We start from the raw sequence: 23,944 nt of genomic DNA on the forward strand, positions 1-23,944 counted from the left end.
AAACACTGCGGCAACTACGCTAATCATGGTCGCCCGGAACAGCTGCTTGTTGCGCATGATGAAACTGGTCGGGCTACACATCGCAAGAATCCTCTTTCTTCAACGAGTCGACGCGTACGCACCGGCCGAATAGGTCAGCTCATAGCTGTGGCTGTAGATTTCCAGGATATTGCCGAACGGGTCTTCCATATAGACCATGCGATAAGGCTTTTCGCCCGGGAAGTATTCACGCACCGGCATGCGCTGCTTGCCACCGGCAGCAACGATCTTCGCCGCCAGTCCTTCGACATCCGGGTCCTGGATGCAGAAGTGAAAGACACCACTCTTCCAGTATTCGAAGTTGTTGGCCGGCTTTTCCGCGTTGCGAAACTGGAAAATCTCAACGCCCATACGATCGCCTGTCGATAGATGCGCGATGCGAAACGAGCCCCAACCGGCTCCGAAGACATCCGTACACATCACGCCGATGGCGCTGGCGTCTTCATTGATCAGGGTCGGCGGCATGATCAGATACCAGCCCAATACATCGGTGTAAAACGCGACAGCGGCGTCGATGTCAGTGACCGACAAACCGATATGCGAGAAGTTTCGCGGATAAGGCTGAGACATGGGGAGCGCACGGCGAATGAGGTGCACCGATACTAAGTGGGGATGACGGCGATGAGACCCTGCAGCGTCTTATGGCCCCGATAAGATCCTGATATAACCGCCACCACGCATGCTCGCAGCAGAAGGCGTCACATCGAGCGCGCACATCGCCGAAAGGCGTGGCAAGCGACCTTCCAGGCCCGATCAGCCACGCACACCAAAAAAAAGGCGCACTCCGTAGAGTGCGCCTTCGTGCTCAGGCCAACCGCCTCGTCGCGGCGGCCCGGCATTTGTGGCTGCGATTACTTCTTCGCAGCAACAACCTTCAGACCCACCGACTTGACGCTCTTGACGCCTTCGATGCCCTTGGCCACAGCCACGGCCTTGTCGTGCTCGGCCTTGGTCGCGACCGAACCGGTCAAGGTCACGATGCCGTTCTTGGTCTCGACCTTGACGTCGGTACCCGACACGTTGTCGGTGGCCAACAGATCGGCCTTCACCTTGGTGGTGATCCAGGTGTCGGTCACCGGCTTCTTGGACTCGTCCATGCTGGCAGCGTGGTCCTTGTGATCGGCATGTTCCTGCGGCGCCGCGAATGCCTGCGAGGCACCCAGCGTCAGACCGAGCGACAGCGACAGAGCCAGCAACTTGCGTGCATGCGTCATGTTCTTCATCCGATACCCCTTCCAGTGAATGTGGCCGCAGTCTGCAGTGGCGTTCGTCGTGCAGGTGTGACTGCCGGATGCAGAGGTTGTGAACCTAGCGCACACGGGTGTGTGCAATACCATGGACGCTTCCTCAGTCGTTGCGATGAACCGTTTTCAATGCCTAAACCGTTCAATCTGGCCGTCGTCGGCTATGGCTATGTCGGCCGCACCTTTCATGCCCCGCTGATTGCCAGCACGCCGGGTTTGCAGTTGCACAGCGTGGTGTCGTCCAAGCCGCAACAAGCGCAGGCCGACTTCCCCGACGTGGCCGTGCTTGCCGATCTGGAAACCGCGTTGGCCGACCCCGCGCTCGATGCGGTGGTGCTTGCCACGCCCAACCAGACCCATGCGCCGTTCGCCTTGCAAGCACTGGCCGCCGGCAAACACGTGCTGGTCGACAAACCCTTCGCACTGGATGCCGCACAGGCGCGCGAGGTGGTGGACGCTGCCGCAGCGGCCGGGCGCATCGTCAGCGTGTTTCAGAACCGCCGCTGGGACGCAGACTTTCTCACCGTGCGCCGGCTGATCGACGAAGGGCAGCTGGGCGAGGTGGTGGAATTCCATTCGCACTTCGACCGCTACCGCCCGCAGGTACGCGACCGTTGGCGCGAGAGCGATATCCCCGGCGCCGGGCTGTGGTACGACCTGGGCCCGCATCTGCTCGATCAGGCACTGCAATTGTTCGGCGCCCCGCAGGCGATCAGTGCGGATCTGCAACGCCAACGCAGCCAGGCACGCAGCGACGATTATTTCCATGTGACCCTGCGCTACCCGCGCCTGCGCGTGATCCTGCATGCCGGCTCGTTGGTGGCCGACAGCAGCCTGCGCTTTGCCGTCCACGGCACCCGCGGCAGTTATCTCAAGCACGGGCTGGATACGCAGGAAGACCAACTCCGCGCCGGGCGTCGCCCGGGCACCGCCGGCTGGGGTGTCGACCCGCTGCCAGGCACCGTCACCCGTGTCGATGAAGAAGGCCGCGTGCACACCCATCAACCCGACACCCTGCCCGGCGACTATCGCAACTGCTACGCCGCATTTCGCGATGCATTGGCCGGTACCGGCCCGGCACCGGTCAGTGGTGCAGACGCCGTGCAGTTGATGGAGCTGCTGGAGCTGGCGCAACGCAGTGCTGCGTCGGGTCAGGTGCAGTGGCTGGATGGCACTGGCGCCAGGTCTGGCGACCGCTGAAACGACTGCGCGCCCGCAAGGCAGGCGCGCATGAACTGCTTCACTCGCTGACGCGTTACGCGTCCTTGCTGCCGATCGTCGGCGGTGTCGCGGTGGTGGTCATCACCGCATGCCCACCGAACTGGTTGCGCATCGCCGCCAGCAACTTGTCTGTGAACGAATCCTTGTCGCGCGAGCGCAACCGCTCCATCAGCGACAGCGTGATGATCGGCGCAGACACCTCCAGATCGATTGCCTCGGCCACCGTCCAGCGGCCTTCGCCCGAATCGGCCACGAACGGTGCGATGCCGGCCATGCTCGGGTTGTGCGCCAGCGCATCGGCGGTGAGATCGAGCAACCACGAACGCACCACGCTGCCATCGCGCCAGATCTCGGCAACCTGGTGCAGATCCAGCGCGAAATCGGTCTTGTGCTGCATCAGCGCAAAGCCTTCGGCATAGGCCTGCATCATTCCGTACTCGATCCCGTTATGGACCATCTTGGTGAAGTGGCCGGCACCGCTCGGGCCAACGCGGCCCCAGCCCTTGTCCGCTGCCGGCGCCAACGTGGCCAGCACCGGATGCAGCGTGGTCACTGCCGCCTCGTCGCCGCCCACCATCAGGCTGTAGCCTTCCTGCAGACCCCAGACGCCACCGCTGGTGCCGCAATCGACGAACGAAACACCGCTGGCCTGCAACAGCGCGGCGCGGCGTTGCGAATCCTTGTAATACGAATTGCCGCCATCGATGACGATGTCGCCGGCCTGCAACAACGGCAGCAGCTGCGCCAGGGTGTCATCGACGATCTTGCCCGCCGGCACCATCAACCACAGCACCCGCGGGCTCGGCAGCGCCGACACCAATGCTGCCAGCGCATCGGCAGTGACAATGCCCTTGGCCTGCGCACTGCTACGCGCGCCCTCGCCCGGGTCGTAGCCGTGCACGCGATGCCCGCCGTGTACCAGACGCTCGGCCATGTTGGCGCCCATGCGGCCCAAACCCACCATACCCAGTTCCATAATCGCTCCTCATGATCTGATCAGTGCAGGGTGCCACGCCGGGCGTACGCTGGCGTGGCGGAATTCTCAATGGATCGTTCCGCAACGGTGCCGGCGCTGCACTGTTGCAGCTGCCAATCGATCCAGCGCCAGTACAAGGTGCTGCGCAAATTGTGCAGGGTCAGGTCGATGGCATACGGCGTGCGCGGATTGCGGTCGAGCAGTCGCGCGACGTGATAGCCGATCGGCTTGACGCCCTTGGGATGCACATAGACCAGAAAGCCCTGATAGAACGGATCGTCCAGTAACGCTTGTAGCCTTTGCAGCTGCGCCTGTTGCTGCGCATCGAGCGTGGCGCGCAGTTTTGCATCGTGCTCGTACAGCAGCCGCTCGAAGCGCCGCTTGCCCGGCCCGCGCACATCTTTGGCCAGTTCCCAGATCTGTCGATTGAGTGCGTCGTAATGCGCAAAGCCGCCGTGCTGCGCCAAGGCCTGCGCAGCCGCATCGCTGACATCCACCACCACGAAGTTTTCGGCCTGGTTATGGATGTCGTCCAGATACGATTTGTCGAACACATGCGCGATAAAGCCCGGCGCACCGACAAATGCCTGGCGCCCCAGCTGCGCGGTCTTGACTGCCTTGCCGTCGGCAAGGAACTCGCCGGCATGCGCACCCAACAAGATGCTGTCGGTGTCGTGCAAGGTCAAAAAGGTACCGATCGACAACTCGCCAGGCGTGAATACCTGATCGAATCCGGCATCGCCGTACAGCTCGCGCTGCGTGGCCAGCTGCGCCACCTGGCGCCCCACCCCGCATTCGGAACGCACCTGGCCGCTGTAGAACGCATCCAGCGCCTGCGCATTGCTGCCACGCGGCTGATAGCCGCGCCCGAAACTCTTGAATCCACTCCAGCCCTGCGCAGCGGCGCCACGCCAGCCGAAGCCGATCCAGCCCAGTTGCACGGCCGAAAACCGATAGTGCGGATTGTCTTGCAGCTGCGTCGTTGCACGCCGCGTGGCCGCGCCGACCTCGAACGCATAGGCGCACTGTGTGGCGGAATCGTCCAGCAAGGCCTTGAGCGATGCGCCGCGCTGTTGCGCGTTCCAACTTGCCGGAAGCGTCAGCTGCAGATCGCCGGCGGCGCGTGCCTGCGCGAGCGAGCCGCGCGTACACGGTTCTCCGCGTTGGATCACCGGCGCACTGACCGCAGCGCTGCGGATGTCCCAGCCCAGGCGACGCAGCAACGCTTCGACGCAGTCCACCCCTGCAGCGTTGGCTGCCTCACTTGGCGCGGCAACGGCGACCTGCAGCAATTGCGCGGCCAACAAGGCCAGAGCAAACATCCCGTTGCGGCAAGTGCGAAAAAAACTCATCGCTGCGATGTGGTGTGGATCGACAGCACGGCGCTGCACCCTCAAACGTAGAAAGCCCCGGCATGACCGGGGCTCGTAAATTCAATTCAGCAGATTCAACGACGTTCGCAGACGCGCTCGACCTGACGATTGCCGTTGGCTTGCTGACGATTGCCCTGGATGGTGCGGCCCGCAGCACCGCCGGCGACTGCACCGGCCACGGTTGCCAACTTCTTGCCATTACCGCCGCCCACCTGATTGCCCAGCAGGCCACCAACCACTGCGCCGGCAACAGTGCCGCCGACGCGATTGGGGTCAGTCGAATTCTTCTGCACTTCAACGTTCTTGCAGCGAACGCGGGTGCCGTCGTTGAACCTGCGGCCTTCGTCTGCTTCCGTATAACGGTGCTGGCGCGAATGGGTCTGGGCCTGCGCGAAGGTGCTCGTCGCCATCAGGCCGATCAGGGAAATACCCAGCAGGGAATTGCGCATCTTCATCGTGGTCTCCGTCGTTCTCGCCCACTCGGCGAGCCGTGGCTGCACTCTCGCGGCTCGGTAGAGAACGCAACGTGAAAGGCACAACCACCTATTCAGGTTCCGCAGCAAAGCGTGAACCGCGCCGTCACGGTTGAGTGGCTGGCTCGGTCTTCGGCACGTTCGTCGGCGTGGGCGCCGGCGCGGGGGGCGGATCCTGGGCCTCGACCGGTAGCGGCGCAACCGGCGGCTGTTCGACTGTTGTGGAAGCAGACGTTGCGGCAGTGGCCGGCACTACCGTCGCCGGCGTTGCAGCCGCTGCGGTCGGCACAGGTGCCGCCGTCGCTGGTGTGGCCGCTGCCGGATGCGGCGGTGCGACCGGTGCGGGGGCCGCGCTCGCCGCGGCAGGCGCGGCCTGGGTCACATTGGGCAGATACGAGTTCAAGCGCTCGAAAAAGCGCTTGTAGAAGGCCGCGTCCTGCACCGTGGTGGTGGACACACGCACCAGCGAATCGCCCGTGCTGCCCACCGGCAGCGACAACGAGCCCAGCACGCCGACACCGACGCTGGCCGAGGTCGAGCTCTTCTTCAATGCGTAACGATCCTGCAGCGCACTGACGAACACCTGCGCCTTGCTGCCCTCCTGCGTGGCGCAGGAAATGCGCAGATTGAGCTGCTCGCTCTGGTCGGCCTCCTTGAGCTGGAAGTTCTTGCTGCCTTCCACGCCTGCGGCATCGGCGCGCGTGACTGCGTAGCCCTGGCTCAACAACACGCGCCGCGCGGCCTCGCAGGCTTGCATCGAGGTGGCTGCCACACTGCGCGAATAGGTATCGTCGGAATTGAACGACTCGCGCATCAGCATCGTGTCGCCCTTGCTGCCACCGCAGCCAGCCAGGGTTGCCAACGCGCCAAGCAGCGCGCCGCGCGCGATCAGGGAAGAACAAGACATAGACAACTCCGGCATCCAAAACCGGCCAAGAGCATAGCCGCAACCCATGTGCGCGTGGCGTGGCGTTGCCGGATCAGGGCAACGGCGGTTCATCCGCCGGCAATTGCAGGTCCAGCTGCAGGCGGCTGCCATCTGCACCGATGCACTCGGCGCGCAGATAGTGGTGCGCGCGCACCGCGGCCAGCGTCACCGGCGCCCGGCATGGCTCGCCCCACAGGCTCAACACGAATCCCTGCTCGTGTAACCACGCAGTCAGGCGGTCCCATAGTGGCTGCTCGGCTTGCAGGATCAGGTCCAGATCGGCCGGACCCTGGGGCAGCAAGTCCGGCGACTCCAACCAACGCGCGTAGCTCCCGTGCACCACCACCGGCAGACCTTGCGCCCGCACCGCCTGCAGCAACTGCGCCGCCTGCTGCAGGTCCAGCCGCGGACGGCAATGCTGAAAAATCAATGCGTACTCGTGGCTGCGATTGCTCTGCGTGCCGGCATGCGTCAGCGCTGCGCCCGGCCGCTGGTAGCACAGCACCCGTTCTTCGCGCAGCGTGAACAGGCTGGCAAGGATCCGCCCCAGATCCCACGCCTGCGGGATCACCCGCCCACCGACAACGACGTTTTCCACCATCGCCACGCCAAAGGCATCCGGCAGTAATCGCTTGCGAAGCGCATGCAACACCGCACGCATGCCCGACAGATAGCCGGCGTAATCGGCATTGGCATACAGCTGCCCAGGCACTGCTTGGCCGCGCCAGTGGCAACCGAAATACGGCACGTTGGTCACACACAGATCGATCGCCGCAGCAGGCGCGGTGTCGACCAACGTGCCGACCACGACCGGCGCCTGTACGGCATGCCGTAGCAGGCGCGTGCGCGCCAGTTGCGCACGTGCAGGATCGATCTCCATGCCATGCGCGTTGCGCCCTTCCATCGCCGCAGCCAGCAGCGTGCTGCCGAAACCGCAGAACGGATCGAACACCTGCTCCCCCGGCGCACTGAAATGCCGCACGAATGGCCGCATCTGATTGACCCAGCCACAGTCGCGCCCGCCAAGCGGATCGGCTGCGCGCAGGTCGTCGGGTAGTGCCCACGCCGGGTCGTCCGGTGTTGGCGTCCACCAGCTGTGCTGATCGAGTTCATCCATCGGCCGGCTCCCACAGCACATCGGCATCCGGATCCCAACCTGCGCACAAACGGCCGTTGGCGAAGAACACCAGCTTGTAGAGGTCGCCGCTCGCATGCCGCGCGTGCATGGCCGCGTAGTCGGCGCTTTCGAACACCACTTCCAGGCCATCCTCACTGCGCATGCGCAGATTCCAGAAGTAATAGCCCTCGGTCATGCCGTCCGCTTGCCAACGCGACCACCACGGCTGCTGCATGCACTGCGCCAACAAGGTTTCCATACCGATGCGGTGCTGCGCGATATAACGCCAGGTGCCGTTGCTGCGATACGCATCGTCCAGACGCGACAACTCGCGAAAGATCACCTGCGTAGCGCCGCAGCTGTGCGCCCACGCGATGTACTGCGCCACGGCGTCGGCACTGTCCACACCACCGCGTTGCACGATGCAGACCAGTCGCACCGGCACGCGCGCCGCAATGCCTCGTGCCGTATGCTCGAAAGTGGCCGTATCGGCAATCGGCTCGTCGGGGCGAAAGCGCATGATCGCGTCGTTGCCCGCCTGCAGCGGGTGGTGACGCGACAGCTCGATCCACGACAGGCCGAAGTCCACCAAGGCATCGATCAACTGCGCACCCTGCGCACGCGCAAACCCGGCGCCATTGCTGTACAGCACGCGCTGCTCCACACGCGGGCCGTTGGGCGTTGTCGACAAGGTGTGCAGCAAGGCCTGCAACCAATCCGGATCGTCGGTCATCTCCAACCCGGACAAGGAATACGACAACGGCACCTCGTGCAGCAGCTGCAACGCAGCGCTCAACTGTGCGAAGTAGTCCGGCCCCGGACGCAACATCGCTGCGGCCAGGCCGCCGCCGTGCTGGCGCAGATTTTCCGAACAGAAACCGCAGCGCGCCGAACACGGCCGCACCGACGCATACGGCGTAAAAGTGATGGGCAACGCCACCCGATACGCGCGCTCGCCGATGCGCAGCGCATGCCATCGGCCTGTCTCGCTCTGCTGCGGCACGCGCCGCCGCAGGCTGGGCGCCGCAGCGCGCAACCCGGCCAACAGTGGCGATGCAGACAGCAACGAAGCCTCGTCGATGGAAGCGTCCATGCCGCTGCCTGCGCGCCGAATGTCAGCGACGCGCGGCATCGGCACGCGCGCGCACCTGCTCCAACGTCCATTCCTGCTGCATGACGCCGTTTTCCCACACCGTCACCAGCGCATCTTCGCTGTCCGCGCTGGCGGCCACTTCGTCGAGCAAGGCGCTGCGATAGCTGCCATCGTCACGATCGCGCAATAGCGTCAATCGCCCCCGCTTGCTCTGCTTGCCCTTGTCGGTGATCGGATCCTTGTAGACATCGATCCATTGCCCGTCCACACGCACCGCCGAGCACTTCAGCGCGAACTTCTGCGTATCGCGGTCCACCTTCTGCAGCAACGCACCGCCCATGCCGAAGGCGACGTTGTCGGCGGCATACCCGGCAGCAGTGATGCGTTCGAGAATGGCGTGCAGCGATTGCGGATTGATGCCATCGCCCTGGATCACCCGCACATGGTTGAGCACCTTGTAGCCCTTGCCGTTGAGCTGATGGCCGAAGGCGTCGTCCAGCAGCACCAGGCACTGTTCGACCACGTCCACCGGGTCGCCGGAATCGGGGCGGATCACCACCGTCGCGCCGGAGGCGATGATCTCTTCGCGCAAGGTGGTGCCCCAATGCTCGCGAATGGCACGGTAGATGTCGTAGCTGTCGGACACCACCGCCACGATGGAACCGGGCCGTGCGAATTGCGTGAGCATGTTCCGATACGCATCCACCTCGCGCTCGCGGCCCCAGCTGGTGATGGTGCTGTGCTCGGCGGCAGGAATCGAAAACCCCGCCACCGGCGTGTGGTAATGCGCGCGTGCCAGCAACAACGCCGACAAGGTATCGGTGCCGAGAAAGTTCACCAGATGCGCCGCGCCACCGAGGGCGGCCGAGCCAAGACTGGACACGCCACGCGCGCCAAAGTCATGCAGCTTGAAGGGCAACTGCCCTTCCGGGTCGTCGCTGGTGCGCTGCAGGTAATCGCGCACGATCTGCTTCACCTGCCAGCTCACCGTGGCCACGGTCACCGGGTACCACACGCGCAATAGCAGCGTTTCCAGATACGACGGCACCCAGAACGCCTTGGCGTCGGTGGATTCGATGGTCATCAGCACGTTGTGCGTGGGCACCACCGCGCCTTCGGGCACGGCGCGGATTCGGATCGGCAACTGGCCGCCAAGACGGTCGACGATATCGCGCCAGCCGGCTTCGTTGAACGGCTCGCCATGCGCGGCCAATAGTTCCTTCGCATCGTCGATATCGGCGTGCGTCACCGGCCGGTTGATGGCTTCTTTTAGGATCGACTGCAGGCCGAAGAACACGGTCTGGTCGTACACGCCACCGCGCGATTCCACATAGAAAAACGCCGCATCGGTGCCGGGCGGGTATTGCAGCCAGTGGCTGGCCTTGTAGCTGTCGGTGTTGAGCAGCAGGTTATCGAGGTAATGCATGACGGAAGCTCCTTCGCGTCGAGTGAACCAGCGGTCTATCCGCCGGCGGGAGGTCATGGTTCAAGCCAACACCTGGGATGAGCGGCTGCTTGATAGTCAGCAGCAGCACGCAGCAGGTGGTGTCGCTCTCAGCCACGACCCAGGAAAAATTCAAGAATATGCAGATGGTCTTCGTACAAGCGCGGCCCCATCGCCATCACTTCGGCGATCGGAATCCAGCGCGCCTTGTCGGCATCGTCGCCGCCGCGCACGGCGGGCAACTCGCCGGCCGGAAATTCGAAATGGAACGCATGGGTGATGGTGCGTCCGCGCAGGCTGCGCTCGGGGTGATCGAACACCTGGCGCCCGCGCAATGACCCCTTGAGCACCGGCACCGGCACCTTGAGCCGGGTTTCCTCGCGCAGCTCGCGCAGGCAGCCATCCAGCAGGCCTTCGTCCTGGCCGATGAAACCACCCGGCAGCGCCCACAACCCCTTACCCGGTTCGGCGCGACGACGCACCAGCAACACATGGCCCGAATGCACGACCACCGCATCGGTGGTGACGAAGGTCGGCGCATATGGCGCATCTTTCCACGCAGCGCGGTATTGCTCGATAAAACGGTACTCGGCCACCAGCTGCGCATAGCTAGGCGAATTGCGCCGAAACGCTTCCAGCATGTCGTACACCGGCGCCGGCACATTGCCGCGCAACATCAGCAGGCCGCCATGGAAACCGATCTCGCCGGCTTCGAACAGATAGCGGCGCAACTCGGTGGCCGACAGCGTGGCCGTATGCCGCACATCTTCCAGCGGCCACTGCGGAAACTCACGCAAGTAATAGCTGCTAGCGTCCTTGTCCATGCCGATCAAACCGATGCGTGCATCGAGCGCGCCGCCATCGGCCTGCACGGCTTCCGCCACCTGGCGCTGTACGTCGGCGATCCACAGGCTTTCGTTATAGAGATGGTCGCGCAATGGCCGCACTATCAACCGGTCGCTCTCGCCCGGCAACGCGGACTCGATCATCACCGCGCGTTCGGCAACGGTCCACGGATTGCGAATGGTGCGGGGCGTGTCGGCAGAGCCGATCAACACAATGAGCTTGTTCGCCTTGCCCAGCGCGTGGCGGGCGACGGCGGCGTGGCCGTTATGAAAGGGCTCGAAACGCCCGATAAACACGAGATAGTCATACTGCGTTGCCATGAGAATCCCTCACGGTTGAGTGGTCAGCCAGCGGTCTATCCGTTGGCTTGCTGCAAATGCTACGCCGATGTGCGGCGGCGTCAAGCCTGCGCTGCATCGATGCACAGTGATCTATCGGTCATGCCAGCTGACTAGACTTGGCGGTCTGTCCTTATCAGGAATTCGCCTGTATGCCACGCCAATCCATTCGCCTTGTGTCACGTTGCTTGCTCGCTGCAATCGCAGTGCTGTGCATCGCAGTACCCGCATTGGCCGCGCCTGCCCCCGCACCGCTGCGTGTGATGTCGTTCAACGTGCGTGTGCCGGTGGATACCGACGGCGACAAACGTTGGGAGGTACGCCGCACGGCGATGGTCGCGTTGATTGAACAAGCGCACCCCGACGTCTTCGGCACGCAAGAGTTGGTGAAAGAACAGGCGCAGTATCTGGCAGCACAATTACCCGATTACCGTTGGTTCGGTAAAGGCCGCCGCGCCGATGGCAGCGACGAACATATGGGGGTGTTCTACGACAGCCGTGCCCTGACAGTGGTGGAATCGGGCGACTTCTGGCTGTCCGAAACGCCTGAAATTCCCGGCAGCAGCAGCTGGAACACCGACCTGCCGCGCATGGCCACCTGGGCGCTGTTCGAACGCCGCAGCGACAAGCGCCGCTTCTATCTGTTTAACACCCACTTCGCTCACCGCGACCAGGACGAAGCAGCGCGCGAACACAGCGCACGCGTGATCCTGTCGCGTATCGCGACACTGCCCGCCAACATTCCGGTGGTAGTGACCGGCGACTTCAACAGCGATCCCGACAACGGCACCTACCGCACGCTCACCGCTGCACTGGGCGATGCACGCTCACTTACGACCAAGCGACAGGGCCCGGAAAAAACCTTTCAGGACTTCACCACTCACCCGACCCGGCGCATCGACTGGATCCTGTTCCGCGGCCTCACACCGACGCGCTTTTCCACATTGGATCAGCGCCCCGGCGGCGTGTTGCCGTCAGACCACTATCCGGTGCTGGCCGAACTTGCCTGGCCGCAGTGATATCGCCACAGCCCTGCCCTGCCGACCTGAGCGAGCGTCCCTGCGCGCCATTGCGCGTGACCATTGAAGCCTCATCGCACGCAAGCGCATCCACCAGTCACCAGTCACCAGTCACCAGTCACCAGTCACCATCAATGTACTGAAAGGGATGTTGGTACTGAAGGGGATGTTGGCAATGGCGGAGATTTGCTCGGATCGAAAGGAGCCGATCAGGTTGCCCGCCATCGGACGCCCGCGCAGGCACCGCTCGCAACCAGGCACACCGACCAACTCCACTGGTCGTTGCCCGCCCACCGTCGCGGGACCTTACGCGGCATGGATGCCGCGTAAGAGCCTACACGGACGTACTTGCGGCGTGTCCCGCGATGGTGGGCGGGCAAGGGCCCTGCAGCAAAACCACAGGTCATCCGCTCTCAGAGCCGCTCTTAGTCGGCATAAAAAAAAGCCACCGCATGCGGTGGCTTTTCTTGCACTACAAACAACCCACCAAGATCAATCAGCCCAACGTCCCGGCGCAGTCGACTGCGGCAACACCTGCGCCGATAACGGCTGGTCCTGCGACAGCAGACCCAGCGCATCGGCGATGATCGCGGCCGATTCGTGCAACAGCGGATCCGGACGCTTTTCTGCGGCCTTTTCGCGTGCGGTGTCCTTGACGATGTCGCGCTCGTTGCCGGTCAGGCCGTCGTCGCTGTCTTCGGCAAGCGGGTCCAACGGCAGGCCCAGCTGCTTGCGCACCTGCTGACGATCCTTGCGCTGCTGATCCTGCTTCTGACGCTCGGCAACGCGCTCGGCTTCGTTCAACGAGATGAATTTCTTGGCCTTTTCATCGCGGAACTGCTTGACGTCTTCTTCCCACCACTGGAATTCCTTGTCGGTGGCGATACGCGCGGTATGCAGGCCCTGCAACTTGGGCAGCAGCGGCGCAAAGTTGCCGTACTGGGTATGCGGCGCGGCGGCGATGCGTGTCCACGGCAGCGCGTTGTCGTAGGTGCTCTCACCGAACTCGGTGGCATCCACGCTGGCCGGGAATGCGATGTCCGGCACCACACCCTTGTGCTGGGTGCTGGAACCACTGACGCGGAAGAACTGCGCAATCGTCAGCTTGACCTGACCATAGCGCTGACCTTCGGCAGCCGGCCAACGATCAAGATCAACGATGTTCTGCACCGTGCCCTTGCCGAAGCTGGTCTCGCCGATCACCAGACCGCGGCCGTAGTCCTGGATGGCGCCGGCAAAGATCTCCGATGCCGATGCCGAACCGCGATTGATCAACACGCCCAGCGGGCCGTCCCAAGCCACCTTGGGATCGCTGTCGCCATTGACGGTGACGCGGCCGCCGGATTCGCGCACCTGCACCACCGGACCTTGCTGGATGAACAGGCCGGTGAGTTCGATGGCTTCGTCCAGCGAACCGCCGCCGTTGTTGCGCAGGTCCAGCACCACGCCGTCGACCTTGTCGGCCTTGAAGCCGGCCAGCAGCTTGGCCACATCGCGCGTTGCCGAGGCATAGTCGGCCGCGTTGCGACGACGGCCTTCGAAATCCTGATAGAAGCCCGGCAACTTGATGATGCCGATACGCCGCTCCGGCTCGCTGCCCTTGGCCGGCAGGGTAATGGTTTCGCCCTTGGCGGCCTGCTCGGCCAGACGCACCTTCTGCCGGGTCAGCGTTACGGTGCGATGCTTGCCGTCGATGCCCGACTCGGCCGGAATGTACTCCAGGCGCACCTGGGTGTCCTTGCTGCCGCGGATCTTGGCGACCACATCGTCGATGCGCCAGCCGATCACATCTTCGATCGCGCCATTCTTGGCCTGGCCCACGCCAACGATACGATCGCCCGGCTTGAGCGTGCCATCCACTGCCGCCGGACCACCCGGGATCACCTCGCGGATCACCACCATGTCATCCTGCTTCTGCAACTGCGCGCCGATGCCTTCCAGCGACAACGACATCTGCTGATTGAAGGTCTCAGCGGTGCGCGGGGTGAAGTAATCGGTGTGCGGATCGACCGCATTGGTGTAGGCGTTGACGAAGAACTGGAACACGTCCTCGCCCTTCAACTGCTTGACCGAATCGGCCAGCGAGACATAACGCTTGTCCAGCGTCTTGCGAATGTCGTCAGGCTTCTTGCCGGCCAGCTTGAGGCGCAGCCAATCGTTCATCACCGACTGCCGCCACAGCACGTCCAGCTGCTTGTCGTCTGCCGCCCACGGCACGTCCTTGCGGTCGTATTCGAATTTGTCGGTGCCGGAGAAATCGAAGTCCTGCTTGAGCAAATCGCGCGCGTACTTGACGCGCTGATCGACGCGCTTCTTGTAGACCGAAAATACCTGGAACGCCGGCTCCAGATTGCCACCACGCAGCGCATCGCCAACGCCCGTCTGCAACGGCGCAAAGCTATCGATGTCGGCCTGGGTGAAGAACTGCTTGCTGCCGTCCAACGTTTCCAGATAGCGCTTGAAGACGTCCTTGGACATCGTCTCGTCCAGCGTGCGCGGACGGTAGGCATAGCGGCTGTCGGAGAGCAGACCGTAGACCAGCTTGGTCGCGGTGGCCTGGTCGGGCGTGGCTGCCGCCGGCAACGCCGTATCGGCGCGTGCGAGCAATGCCATCGGAGTGGTCAACACCAGCGCCAGCAGGCCGGCCTTCATGGACGTAGAAACGTTGTAGGTCATCGAATGGCTCTCGGCACGGGGCCGATGAAAGGAAGGCGGTGAACGGATCAGACAGCATGACAGTGCCGAAAGTTGCTGGCGTTGTCATCCGCTGCCGAATCAGCCTAGCGCCGGGCCTGTAGCGGATTGTGAACGCGACCGTACCCTGCAGCCGACTGCGCATGGGCCGGATACGACACGGCCCCGCGCTGAGCGCAGGGCCGTGTGGCTTGCTCGACTGCCAGTGCTGACCTCAGGCCGCAACGCCAGCGCCGGCTGCCTGCCGATCGGCGTGATACGACGAGCGCACCATCGGCCCGGAGGCGACGTGGCTGAAGCCCAGTGCATTGCCGTACTCCTCCAGCGCCTTGTATTCCTCCGGCGTCCAGTACCGCATCACCGGGTGGTGGTGCGGGGTCGGCTGCAGGTACTGGCCGATGGTGATCATGTCCACATCGTGCGCGCGCAGGTCGCGCAAGGTGGCCTGCACCTGTTCCATCGTTTCGCCCAGGCCCAGCATGATGCCGGACTTGGTGGCGATGGACGGATGCTGCGCCTTGAAGCGCTGCAGCAAGGTCAGCGACCACTGGTAATCGGCACCCGGACGCACGTTCGGATACAGGTCCGGCACGGTTTCGATGTTGTGGTTGAACACGTCAGGCGGGCTCAGCGCCAGGATCTCCAGCGCGCGGTCCATGCGGCCCTTGCCACGGAAATCCGGGGTCAGGATCTCGATGCGGGTCTTGGGCGAACTGGCCCGGATGGCCGCAATGCAGTCCACGAAATGCTGGGCACCGCCGTCGCGCAGATCATCGCGATCCACGCTGGTCACCACCACGTACTTCAGGCCCATATCGGCCACGGTGGTCGCCAGGCTGGCCGGCTCGCTGGCGTCCGGCGGCTTGGGCCGGCCGTGCGCCACATCGCAGAACGAGCAGCGCCGCGTGCAGACCTCGCCCAGGATCATGAAGGTCGCGGTACCGTGGCTGAAGCACTCGTGGATGTTCGGGCAGCTGGCTTCCTCGCAGACCGTGACCAGACGGTTTTCGCGCAGCTTGGCCTTGAGGTTCTGCACCGCATTGCCGGACGGAATCCGCACGCGGATCCACGACGGCTTGCGCAACACCGGCGCATCGACGAACTGCACCGGCGAGCGATTGATCTTGTCGCCACCGATCTGCTTGACGCCGGTCTGCAGCGGCGCAGGCGCGGCGGTGTCGCCGGAGACGACCTGCAAGGGGATGGAACGGGCGATAGGCTGGGTCATGGCAATAACGGGCGCTCAGGCCGGAAGCGAAAGGTCGGGCAATGCGGAAACAGGCTGCAATACGAGACCGAACTGGCGCGCCAGCTGATCGAGCAGCACCGCCTTGACGGCGTCCATCCCGGAGGGGCCGCCCAAGTCTAGCACCGAGGTCACTTGCAGCCCCTGGTAGCCACACGGGTTGATGCGATGGAACGGCTCCAGATCCATCGCCACGTTGAACGACAGGCCGTGGAAGGTGCAGCCGCGCCGCACCCGGATCCCGAGCGCGGCGATCTTGGCCCCGCCCACGTACACGCCCGGCGCGCCCTCGCGGCGCTCGGCGACGATATTCCACTCGTCCAGCGTGTCGATCAGCGCCTGCTCGATCTTGCACACGTAATCGCGCACGCCGATCTTGAGCCGGCGCAGATCCAGCAGCGGATACACCACCAACTGGCCGGGGCCGTGATAGGTGACCTGGCCACCACGATCGACCTGCAACACCGGGATGTCGCCAGCTGCCAAGACATGCTCGGGCTTGCCGGCCTGGCCGAGCGTAAACACCGGCGCATGCTCGACCACCCACACCTCGTCGGCAGTGTGCTCATTGCGCGCATCGGTGAAACGCTGCATCGCACGCCACACCGGCGCGTACGCCTGGCGGCCGAGATCGCGCAGTTGCGCCGGCAGGATCGGAACCGCTGCCAGCACAGGCTCGGCCGCTACAGCGTCCACTTCACTTCCGGGTGTTCGCGCAGCGCCTGATGGGCGGCATCGAACTGCGCCCGGTCATCGGCGCGAAAGCCGATCCTGATGGACACATACTTGCCGGTGGACGAGTGCTTCCAGCTGATGCTTTCTTCCAGCAACTCCACGCCGGTGGCGGCAAGCAGACGCGGAAGTTCGGTTTCCAGCCCGCGTTCGGCCGCGCCCATGGCGGTGAGCTCGAAGGTGCCGGGAAACTGGAAGCCGTGATCGGGGTTGTCGGAGCTGATTTCCATCCGCCCATTATCGGGCCGCTGGCGGGCAAACCCAAGCCCGTCTGCCACTCTGACGTGTCGCAGATAGCCCAACGGGGCCACATGGGCCCCGTTGGGTCAGACCAGACGCATCACGCCTGACCTGCGTCTTGCCAAAGACTTACTTGGACAGTTCCAGCATGGCCGACGACACCCAGCCACGGTTGCCCATCTCGTCCTCGACTTCCCACATGACGCCTTCCTTGTTGCCGGTCGGGTACAGCATCATGCCCGGCTCGAGCGTGCGTACAGCCGCGCCGGAACCCTTGGCATTGCCCAACAGACGCCCTGCACGCGTGACGGTGACCGCCTGCTGGGAATTGGACGCAGCCGCGTTGCCGGACAGGCCGCCGAGCTGGCTGACGACATCGGTGTAGGCCTGCAGATACGCCAGCGTGATCACCTGGCCGATCTCGGTATTGGCATAACCGCCGGCACCGGCCGCGCCGAAATCGCCGCCATTGAACAGGTTGCCACGCGCGCCCCAGCCCAGGTCGGTCTTCTTGGCGTTGCCTTCGGCCATGGCAACCTGTTCGGACGAGCGTACATCGGTGATGGTCAGGACCACGTCGGCGGTCTTCTTGTTGAGATTCAGGCCACCGACCAGGTTGCCGGCATTGCCGCCGACCAGGCCGCCCAGCATGCCGGCAATGGCGCTGCCGCCGGCATTGTGATTCTGCGAAATGAGGTCCGGCGTCATCACATAATCGGCCGCGCGGATCTGGCCCTTGCCCACGTTGGAACGTGCGCGCAGATCACCGTTCGCCGCCATCTCGCGCTCGCGCTGCGATGCCGCCATGCCCGCGCCACGGTCCACCAGGGTGAAGCAGCGCGACTTGTTGACGAACACCTTGATCAACTTGGACGGCGCCGGCAGCTGCTGACCCGACCACCAGTTGACTGCGTCTTCCGGCTCGATGACCGACAGGCTGCCCAGCGGCTTGGCGCACACCGGAATCTGAGCCACGCCGTCCTTGCGCTGATCCTGGGCCGAGCCCTTGAAGGCATCCTTCAATCCGGCCGATGCCGGCGCGCTGACGCTAGCCAAGGCAATACCCAACACGCTGGACAACAGCGCTGCGCTCACAGAAATCGTCTTGCTCATGTAGTTCCCCTGACACCTGCGCTGCCGTTGGCAAACGCGATCCGTTGGTAATGAAATAGCCTGCGAAAGGCCGCCGTTCCTTGGGGCTGGTTCCCCCGGGGGCGGATCATATGCTATTCGCGCGAGCTTTTCATGGCTGCGCATGCCGTAAATGGAACGGACTGGTGCCGGCAGCCTCAACCGCCGCCCAAGATTGCTCGGGCATGATGCTGGCACACATTCACGCGGCGCAGCAGCGGCCGCAGGCACCTTTGCCGAACACCGTCCTTTCCTACCTTTCCAGGCCCTCCATGCTTCGACCGCGCGCGTTGTCTGCTGCCCTGCTGCTTTCTCTCACCGGGCTTTCGATGCCGGCCCTGGCGGCTGATCAATGCGACTCCAGCAGGCTGGGACGGACCCCGCCGGCGGTGAATTTCCGGGTCGACAACGATTTGTTCGGCGGGGAGGATCAGGACCAGGGCTATTCCAATGGCGCGGTACTGACGCTGGTGTCGCCCAACCTGGTCGACTACACCGACGACCCCTGCCTGCCGCGCACCGCGCGCTGGGTCAACGGTTATCTGGAACGTCTGCATCCGGGCGAGTTCGACCAGCAGAACATGGTGTTCTCGATTGGCCAGGGAATTTTCACGCCGACCGATTCCACCCGGCGCGATGTGATTCCCGACGATCGCCCGTATGCGGGCATCCTGCTGGCAAGCTTCGGCTACAACGCGCGCAACGATGCGCACCTGCGCACGACCCAGTTGCAGATCGGCGTGGTCGGCCCGTGGGCGTTTGCACAGGAGGCGCAGGATGCGATCCACGATGCGCTGGGCGATGAGAAATTCCAGGGCTGGGACAACCAGCTGCACAACGAGCCGCTGATCAATCTGGTGCACGAGCGCATGCGCCGCTGGCCGGGCGATGCGGCGGTCAATGCAGACGGCTTCGGTTGGGATTTCATTTCGCACTGGGGCGGCGCGGTCGGCAACATGGCCACGCACTTGAATGCCGGCGGCGAAGCGCGCTTTGGCTGGAAGCTGCCGGACGATTTCGGCAGCACACCGACCCGGCCGGCCGGCGAGAACACCGCCCCCAGCCGGCTCGGACGTGCCAGCGGCTGGTCCGGCCATCTGTTCGTGACCACCGATGCGCGCTGGGTGCTGCGCGATATCACCCTGGACGGCAATACCTTCCGCAGCAGCCATAGCGTGGACAAGCGCGCGTTCGTCGGCGACGTCGGTTACGGCCTGGCGGTGATGTACGGCCGCTGGAAATTCGCCATCGCCCGCTATCACCGCACCCGCGAATTCGATACCCAGCGCGAGACGCCGGTGTATGGCAGTTTCACGATCAGCCGGATGCTTTGAGGGCCGGGATTGGGGAGTCGGGATTGGGGATTCGCAAGAGCGGGCTGCTGGTGCTTCGCTCCTGCTCTCGCCTTTGCCAATCCCGACTCTCCAATCCCCAATCCCCGCAAAGAAAAAGCCGGCTTTCGCCGGCTTTTTCTTTGAATCACTCCGATTCCCACCACATCCAGAACGCATCCCAGAGGCGCTTGAAAAAGCCACCTTCTTCGACGGCGTTGATGGCGACCAGCGGGGCCTGGGCGATGATCTTGCCGTCCAGGCTGACCTTGACGGTGCCGATCTGCTGTCCCTTCTTGATCGGGGCCTGCAGGTTCTTGGCCACTTCCATGCTGGGCTTGAGGTCGTTGTAGCGACCGCGTTGCAGGCTGACCAGCAGCGGTTGGGCCACGCCCAGCTGCACTTCGTCCTGCTCACCCTTCCACACCTTCTGCTTGGTCACGACCTTGCCGGGCGTGTACAGGCTGTGGGTTTCGAAGAAGCGGAAGCCCCAGTTGAGCAGTGCCAGGCTGTCATCGGCACGCTGGCGCTCGGACGAATCGCCCATCACCACCGCCACCAGGCGCTGATCGCCGCGCTTGGCCGAGCTCAGCAGGCAATAGCCGGCTTCGGAGGTGTGGCCGGTCTTGATGCCGTCCACCGCCGGGTCGCGCCACAACAGCAGATTGCGGTTGTTCTGCTTGATGGTGCCGACCTGGAATTCCTTGATCTTGTTGTAGGCGTAGGTCTCCGGATAATCGCGCACCATCGCGCGGCCCAGCATGGCCAGATCGTAGGCGGTGGAATGATGGCCTTCGGCGCTCAGACCGTGCGCGTTGACGAAGTACGAATCCTTCATGCCGATCTTGGCGGCGTAGCTATTCATCAGCGAGGCGAAGGCTTCTTCGCTGCCGGCGACATGCTCGGCCAGGGCGATTGCGGCATCGTTGCCGGACTGGATCGCCATGCCCTTTTCCATGTCTTCCAGACGCGCGGTCTGGTTGACCGGGAAGCCGCTGTAGCTGCCGTCGGTGCCGGCGCCACCCTCGCGCCAGGCGCGCTCGCTCATCATGACCTGGTCGTCGCGCTTGACCTTGCCGTTCTTGATTTCGGCAGCGACCACGTAGGAGGTCATCACCTTGGTGATGCTGGCCGGCGCCAACTGCTGGTGGATGTTTTCACCGGCCAGCACCTGCCCGGTGGCGTAATCCATCAGGATCCAGGACTTGGACACGGCCGGCGCGGGTGCGGGCGGAACCGGCACGGCGGCCGGCGCAGCGGCAACGGCAACGGCAGGCGTCGGCTGCGGCGCAGGTGTCTGGGCGCAGACCAGGCCGAAGGCGAACGTGGCCACGACAGCGGCGGCGAAGCGGAATTTCATTGAAGAACGACTCCTGACGGGCCCGAAGGCTGGGTAATGCGAAATTGTAAGGTGCGATGGCGATCAAGGCGACGCGCCGCAGGGCATGCACGCTTGCAGAGTTCAGCGTTGTCGTAACCGTGGGGGCCGAGAATGGCTGCAGCAGCGCGTGCGTCGGGATCGAGCGAGGCAGACGACGCTGCATCCAGAGTGAGCGAGTGGACCAGCCGATTCCGCGCGCCAGCCCTGCCGGCCGCGCCAGTCGACGACTGAGCGGCTGCCTTGATCCCCGCGCTTAAGACGCAACGCCTAATTGGCGACGATTTGCGGGCGCCCGAAACCCAGCCCGGCAATGCGCTGGGCGATTTCCGAGGCATTGGCGTGGTCGCGTGCATTGACGCGCAGGCGCCACAGGGTACGCCCGCCACTGACGATGTCGCTGACGCTGGCACCGGCAATGCCGGCCGAGGCCAACTGCGACAGCGCGCGATTGGCGTTTTCGCGACTGGCGAAGCTGGCGACTTGCAACAGGATGTCGCCGAGTGCGCTCTCGGCAACGCTGGGTGCCTTGGCAGGCACCGGTTCGGGCTTGGTCGCACGTAGCGGCGCGCTGCCTGCAGGCTTGACCACCGCGACCGCCACCGGCGCAGCAGGCGCAGGCGTCGATGTCGTGGCCGATGCCGGCCGCGGCGCAACCGCTGCCGGCTTGCCGGTCGCAACACGCACGCCCTGCGACTTCATCCACGCATCGAAATTGTCCGGATTACCGGGCTGGCGCGAATCGGCCACGTGATAGCGCCAACGCTCACCTGCCGCAGTGACCGGCGCGGCGGCGATCGATGTCGCCACCGGCACGGCAGCCGAACTTGCAGCCACCGCGCGCGGAACAACCGTGCCGTTGGGCAGACGCTGCACCAGACCATCGATCTGGCTGACGCCCGAGGCTGGCCGCGCTGCGGCAACGCCGGTAGCGACAGGTGCCACGCCATTGCGGCGCTTGGCCAGCAGATTGCCGTTGTCGGCTTCGGTCAGGCCGCGCACTTCGACATTGCCGGTGCCCTTGCCGGTGATGCCCAGCTTGACCGCAGCGGCGTAGCTCAGATCGATCACGCGGCCATCGTGGAACGGACCGCGGTCGTTGACGCGCACCACCACCGAGTCGCCGGTGTCGGTATTGGTCACCAGCGCAAAGCTGGGCAGCGGCAGGGTCTTGTGTGCGGCGGTGAAGGCGTACATGTCGTAGACCTCCTTGTTGGAGGTCAGCCGGCCGTGGAATTTGCTGCCGTAATACGAGGCGGTGCCGCGTTCGACATAGTCGCCGGGGTTGTCCATCACCACGTAGCGCTTGCCCAGCACTTCATACGGCGAGCGATTGCCCACCGCCGAGCGCGGCTCGTTGCTGACCAGCGGCTCGGGAATGCAGGCAACGTTGGGCACGTGGTCCGGGGTGGTGTCCTTGACGCCGGGTTTGTACAGGCCGCCGGCGGTGTAATCGCCACGCGTGGACGGATCTTCCTTCGCTGCCGCATACGGCGAGCTCGACGGGCATCCGGTGGCGACATACGCCGGCCCCTTGCCTTCGACCTTGACGCCCTTGATCGCGCCGCTGCCTGCGCTGCCCGAACTCTTCTTCGGTGCACTGCTACAGGCCGCCAGGCCGAGCATCAGCGCCATCGGGATCAGCCACTTGGAGCCTGTCATGCTTTTCATGCCGGGGGTAACTCCTTGCCGGCGATGGCCTCGGACAGCTGGAACACGGCCATCGCGTACATCTTGGAAATGTTGTACCGGGTGATCGCGTAGAAATTCTGGAAGCCCAGCCAGTACTGCTTGCCGTTGGCATCGTCCAGGGTGATCGGGGTCGCCGTGCTGCCGGCCACTACGGGCGCATTCGGGTGGTAACCACGCGCCGACAGATCGGCCAGCGTATACACCGGCGACCAGTCGGTGGGATTGAATTCTTCGTGGCCGACGGCCAGCGTGGCCGGTACCGCGACCTGACCGCCGCGCACCCAACCGCCCTTCTTGACGAAGTAGTTGGCGACCGAGGCGAACACGTCGTTGTGGTCGGTGAACAGATTGCGCTTGCCGTCGGCATCGCCATCCACCGCAAACTGGCGGTAGCTGGACGGCATGAACTGGCCCATGCCCATCGCGCCGGCATAGCTGCCGATCAGCGTGGTGACATCGAGCTGCTCTTCCTTGCCGAGCGCGAACAGCTGGCCGAGTTCATCTCGGAAGAATAGCTCGCGACGCACTTCGCGTTCGAGTTTGGCCGGATCGCCGCTGCGCGGATAACGGAATGCCAGCGTGTACAGCGCATCCAGCACGCGGTACTTGCCGGCGTTGCTCCCGTAGCTGGTTTCCACCCCGATGATGGCCACGATCACCTGCGCCGGCACACCGGTGGCCGCCTCGACCTTGCTCAGTTCGGCGCGGTGCTCGGCCAGGAACTTGCGGCCGCCATCGATGCGCGCCTGGGTGATGAACATCGGGCGGTATTCGTTCCACGGTTTGACCCGCTCGGCCGGGCGCGACATGGCGGTGACGATGGCGTCCTTGAATTGCGCCTGCGCCAGCACCGCGTCGATCTGCGCGGCGTCGAGGCCGTACCTGGCGGCGGTGTCGCGCACGAAATTGGCACGGGCGATCTCGAACGGCACCGGGGTCAGGTCCACCGGCGGCAATGCAGGCGCTTCGGCGGCGGCGCTGACGGGCGCGACCGGCGCGCTCGGCGGCCTGGCCGGGGGCGCGCTGGCAGCCGGCGGCGGGGTCGGAGGGCTGGGCTGGGTCGCGCAGGCGACAAGGCCGAGGGTGAGCAGGCAGGTCAGGGTGCGTCGAATCATCGGCCGAGAGTAACAGAGACCAGATGAACTTCTGGCAATAAGACCATGAAACGAAAGAGCTTTAGCCGAAGTCAAGACATGCCGCAGCATTGCCACAAGCTTGCAGGACACCCAGCTGCAGGGCGCAGCACGAAAAAACCTCCATGCAGGCCCGGATGTGTCCGCTGCGATGGAATCGGAAATTCCCTCAGTCCCCACGATGCAGCACCTCGCGGCGCTGCATCGTTTTTCGCAAACGGCATTCGAAAAAAATCAGGCGCAGCCGAAACGCCGG

At 64.2% G+C, this 23,944-nt stretch carries 21 protein-coding genes; 3 read left to right on the forward strand and 18 right to left on the reverse strand.

The window, feature by feature from the left end:
* Window positions 1-99 precede the first annotated feature (99 nt).
* On the reverse strand, window positions 100-609 hold the full coding sequence (locus NYR97_RS04170) for a lactoylglutathione lyase family protein (RefSeq protein WP_168959420.1): 510 nt from the start codon (window positions 607-609) through the stop codon (window positions 100-102).
* A 281-nt stretch (window positions 610-890) separates the two neighbouring features.
* Window positions 891-1,262 carry a BON domain-containing protein gene (locus NYR97_RS04175; protein WP_023905139.1) on the reverse strand — a complete coding sequence of 124 codons (372 nt, stop codon included), beginning with the start codon at window positions 1,260-1,262 and terminating at the stop codon, window positions 891-893.
* A 150-nt stretch (window positions 1,263-1,412) separates the two neighbouring features.
* Here NYR97_RS04175 and NYR97_RS04180 point away from each other — a divergent pair, with 150 nt between their 5' ends.
* A complete protein-coding gene (locus tag NYR97_RS04180; RefSeq protein WP_316696811.1) occupies window positions 1,413-2,483 on the forward strand; it encodes an oxidoreductase in 1,071 nt (356 codons plus the stop codon).
* Between the two features lie 55 nt (window positions 2,484-2,538).
* On the opposite strand, the gene gnd is transcribed toward NYR97_RS04180, so the two are convergent.
* The 8 genes from gnd to NYR97_RS04220 form a co-directional block, all read right to left on the reverse strand.
* Window positions 2,539-3,480, reverse strand: a complete 942-nt coding sequence (gene gnd / locus NYR97_RS04185) for a phosphogluconate dehydrogenase (NAD(+)-dependent, decarboxylating) (RefSeq protein ID WP_205393700.1) — start codon at window positions 3,478-3,480, stop codon at window positions 2,539-2,541.
* 20 nt (window positions 3,481-3,500) lie between these two features.
* Complete coding sequence (locus NYR97_RS04190) at window positions 3,501-4,802, reverse strand: hypothetical protein (protein WP_316696812.1); 1,302 nt, start codon at window positions 4,800-4,802, stop codon at window positions 3,501-3,503.
* Window positions 4,803-4,927: 125 nt separating this feature from the next.
* Window positions 4,928-5,308: a glycine zipper 2TM domain-containing protein gene (locus tag NYR97_RS04195; RefSeq protein ID WP_205393698.1), complete on the reverse strand. Its 381-nt coding sequence runs from the start codon at window positions 5,306-5,308 to the stop codon at window positions 4,928-4,930.
* A 124-nt stretch (window positions 5,309-5,432) separates the two neighbouring features.
* Window positions 5,433-6,233 (reverse strand): DUF2242 domain-containing protein, encoded by an 801-nt coding sequence (locus tag NYR97_RS04200; protein WP_316696814.1) that lies wholly within the window; start codon window positions 6,231-6,233, stop codon window positions 5,433-5,435.
* A 73-nt stretch (window positions 6,234-6,306) separates the two neighbouring features.
* Window positions 6,307-7,371, reverse strand: a complete 1,065-nt coding sequence (locus NYR97_RS04205) for a DNA methyltransferase (RefSeq protein ID WP_316696816.1) — start codon at window positions 7,369-7,371, stop codon at window positions 6,307-6,309.
* The gene (locus NYR97_RS04210) at window positions 7,364-8,464 is read right to left on the reverse strand and encodes a hypothetical protein (RefSeq protein ID WP_316696818.1); all 1,101 of its coding nucleotides are present in this window, start codon (window positions 8,462-8,464) and stop codon (window positions 7,364-7,366) included. Before NYR97_RS04210 ends, NYR97_RS04205 begins: the two co-directional genes overlap by 8 nt.
* A gap of 22 nt (window positions 8,465-8,486) precedes the next feature.
* Window positions 8,487-9,890, reverse strand: a complete 1,404-nt coding sequence (locus NYR97_RS04215; protein ID WP_316696820.1) for a nicotinate phosphoribosyltransferase — start codon at window positions 9,888-9,890, stop codon at window positions 8,487-8,489.
* A 128-nt stretch (window positions 9,891-10,018) separates the two neighbouring features.
* Window positions 10,019-11,074 (reverse strand): bifunctional nicotinamide-nucleotide adenylyltransferase/Nudix hydroxylase, encoded by a 1,056-nt coding sequence (locus tag NYR97_RS04220; RefSeq protein WP_316696822.1) that lies wholly within the window; start codon window positions 11,072-11,074, stop codon window positions 10,019-10,021.
* Between the two features lie 170 nt (window positions 11,075-11,244).
* On the opposite strand from NYR97_RS04220, the gene NYR97_RS04225 reads away from it, so the two are divergent.
* A complete protein-coding gene (locus NYR97_RS04225) occupies window positions 11,245-12,111 on the forward strand; it encodes an endonuclease/exonuclease/phosphatase family protein (RefSeq protein ID WP_316696825.1) in 867 nt (288 codons plus the stop codon).
* Between the two features lie 492 nt (window positions 12,112-12,603).
* On the opposite strand, the gene NYR97_RS04230 is transcribed toward NYR97_RS04225, so the two are convergent.
* The 5 genes from NYR97_RS04230 to NYR97_RS04250 form a co-directional block, all read right to left on the reverse strand.
* On the reverse strand, window positions 12,604-14,763 hold the full coding sequence (locus tag NYR97_RS04230; RefSeq protein ID WP_205394762.1) for a carboxy terminal-processing peptidase: 2,160 nt from the start codon (window positions 14,761-14,763) through the stop codon (window positions 12,604-12,606).
* 256 nt (window positions 14,764-15,019) lie between these two features.
* Window positions 15,020-16,033, reverse strand: coding sequence for a lipoyl synthase (lipA, locus tag NYR97_RS04235; RefSeq protein WP_205393691.1), 1,014 nt, complete (start codon window positions 16,031-16,033; stop codon window positions 15,020-15,022).
* A 15-nt stretch (window positions 16,034-16,048) separates the two neighbouring features.
* Window positions 16,049-16,747: a lipoyl(octanoyl) transferase LipB gene (gene lipB, locus NYR97_RS04240; protein WP_316696827.1), complete on the reverse strand. Its 699-nt coding sequence runs from the start codon at window positions 16,745-16,747 to the stop codon at window positions 16,049-16,051.
* Window positions 16,735-17,013 (reverse strand): YbeD family protein, encoded by a 279-nt coding sequence (locus NYR97_RS04245; RefSeq protein WP_205393689.1) that lies wholly within the window; start codon window positions 17,011-17,013, stop codon window positions 16,735-16,737. Before NYR97_RS04245 ends, lipB begins: the two co-directional genes overlap by 13 nt.
* A gap of 139 nt (window positions 17,014-17,152) precedes the next feature.
* Window positions 17,153-18,136 (reverse strand): CsgG/HfaB family protein, encoded by a 984-nt coding sequence (locus tag NYR97_RS04250; protein ID WP_316696828.1) that lies wholly within the window; start codon window positions 18,134-18,136, stop codon window positions 17,153-17,155.
* Window positions 18,137-18,426: 290 nt separating this feature from the next.
* Between NYR97_RS04250 and NYR97_RS04255 the strand changes: the two genes are divergently transcribed.
* The gene (locus NYR97_RS04255; protein ID WP_074058294.1) at window positions 18,427-19,488 is read left to right on the forward strand and encodes a lipid A deacylase LpxR family protein; all 1,062 of its coding nucleotides are present in this window, start codon (window positions 18,427-18,429) and stop codon (window positions 19,486-19,488) included.
* A 145-nt stretch (window positions 19,489-19,633) separates the two neighbouring features.
* Here NYR97_RS04255 and NYR97_RS04260 read toward each other — a convergent pair whose 3' ends face one another.
* The 3 genes from NYR97_RS04260 to mltB all read right to left on the reverse strand — a co-directional run bounded on the left by NYR97_RS04260 (window position 19,634) and on the right by mltB (window position 23,670).
* Window positions 19,634-20,845, reverse strand: a complete 1,212-nt coding sequence (locus NYR97_RS04260; protein WP_316696829.1) for a D-alanyl-D-alanine carboxypeptidase family protein — start codon at window positions 20,843-20,845, stop codon at window positions 19,634-19,636.
* Between the two features lie 288 nt (window positions 20,846-21,133).
* Window positions 21,134-22,534: a septal ring lytic transglycosylase RlpA family protein gene (locus tag NYR97_RS04265; RefSeq protein ID WP_316696830.1), complete on the reverse strand. Its 1,401-nt coding sequence runs from the start codon at window positions 22,532-22,534 to the stop codon at window positions 21,134-21,136.
* On the reverse strand, window positions 22,531-23,670 hold the full coding sequence (gene mltB, locus NYR97_RS04270; protein WP_316696831.1) for a lytic murein transglycosylase B: 1,140 nt from the start codon (window positions 23,668-23,670) through the stop codon (window positions 22,531-22,533). Before mltB ends, NYR97_RS04265 begins: the two co-directional genes overlap by 4 nt.
* Window positions 23,671-23,944: the final 274 nt, after the last annotated feature.

Origin of the sequence: Xanthomonas hydrangeae, from assembly GCF_032697525.1 — a bacterium.
GTDB lineage: Bacteria > Pseudomonadota > Gammaproteobacteria > Xanthomonadales > Xanthomonadaceae > Xanthomonas > Xanthomonas hydrangeae.

Bases quoted from the DNA above. Each gene is read 5' to 3' on its own strand.
- NYR97_RS04225 (WP_316696825.1), top strand. From the start codon at position 11,245: ATGCCACGCCAATCCATTCGCCTTGTGTCACGTTGCTTGCTCGCTGCA.
- NYR97_RS04250 (WP_316696828.1), bottom strand. From the start codon at position 18,136: ATGAGCAAGACGATTTCTGTGAGCGCAGCGCTGTTGTCCAGCGTGTTG.
- NYR97_RS04260 (WP_316696829.1), bottom strand. From the start codon at position 20,845: ATGAAATTCCGCTTCGCCGCCGCTGTCGTGGCCACGTTCGCCTTCGGC.
- NYR97_RS04215 (WP_316696820.1), bottom strand. From the start codon at position 9,890: ATGCATTACCTCGATAACCTGCTGCTCAACACCGACAGCTACAAGGCC.
- NYR97_RS04190 (WP_316696812.1), bottom strand. From the start codon at position 4,802: ATGTTTGCTCTGGCCTTGTTGGCCGCGCAATTGCTGCAGGTCGCCGTT.
- mltB (WP_316696831.1), bottom strand. From the start codon at position 23,670: ATGATTCGACGCACCCTGACCTGCCTGCTCACCCTCGGCCTTGTCGCC.
- NYR97_RS04180 (WP_316696811.1), top strand. From the start codon at position 1,413: ATGCCTAAACCGTTCAATCTGGCCGTCGTCGGCTATGGCTATGTCGGC.
- NYR97_RS04210 (WP_316696818.1), bottom strand. From the start codon at position 8,464: ATGGACGCTTCCATCGACGAGGCTTCGTTGCTGTCTGCATCGCCACTG.
- NYR97_RS04230 (WP_205394762.1), bottom strand. From the start codon at position 14,763: ATGAAGGCCGGCCTGCTGGCGCTGGTGTTGACCACTCCGATGGCATTG.
- lipA (WP_205393691.1), bottom strand. From the start codon at position 16,033: ATGACCCAGCCTATCGCCCGTTCCATCCCCTTGCAGGTCGTCTCCGGC.
- NYR97_RS04200 (WP_316696814.1), bottom strand. From the start codon at position 6,233: ATGTCTTGTTCTTCCCTGATCGCGCGCGGCGCGCTGCTTGGCGCGTTG.
- NYR97_RS04255 (WP_074058294.1), top strand. From the start codon at position 18,427: ATGCTTCGACCGCGCGCGTTGTCTGCTGCCCTGCTGCTTTCTCTCACC.
- NYR97_RS04195 (WP_205393698.1), bottom strand. From the start codon at position 5,308: ATGAAGATGCGCAATTCCCTGCTGGGTATTTCCCTGATCGGCCTGATG.
- NYR97_RS04170 (WP_168959420.1), bottom strand. From the start codon at position 609: ATGTCTCAGCCTTATCCGCGAAACTTCTCGCATATCGGTTTGTCGGTC.
- NYR97_RS04220 (WP_316696822.1), bottom strand. From the start codon at position 11,074: ATGGCAACGCAGTATGACTATCTCGTGTTTATCGGGCGTTTCGAGCCC.
- NYR97_RS04245 (WP_205393689.1), bottom strand. From the start codon at position 17,013: ATGGAAATCAGCTCCGACAACCCCGATCACGGCTTCCAGTTTCCCGGC.
- NYR97_RS04205 (WP_316696816.1), bottom strand. From the start codon at position 7,371: ATGGATGAACTCGATCAGCACAGCTGGTGGACGCCAACACCGGACGAC.
- NYR97_RS04265 (WP_316696830.1), bottom strand. From the start codon at position 22,534: ATGAAAAGCATGACAGGCTCCAAGTGGCTGATCCCGATGGCGCTGATG.
- gnd (WP_205393700.1), bottom strand. From the start codon at position 3,480: ATGGAACTGGGTATGGTGGGTTTGGGCCGCATGGGCGCCAACATGGCC.
- NYR97_RS04175 (WP_023905139.1), bottom strand. From the start codon at position 1,262: ATGAAGAACATGACGCATGCACGCAAGTTGCTGGCTCTGTCGCTGTCG.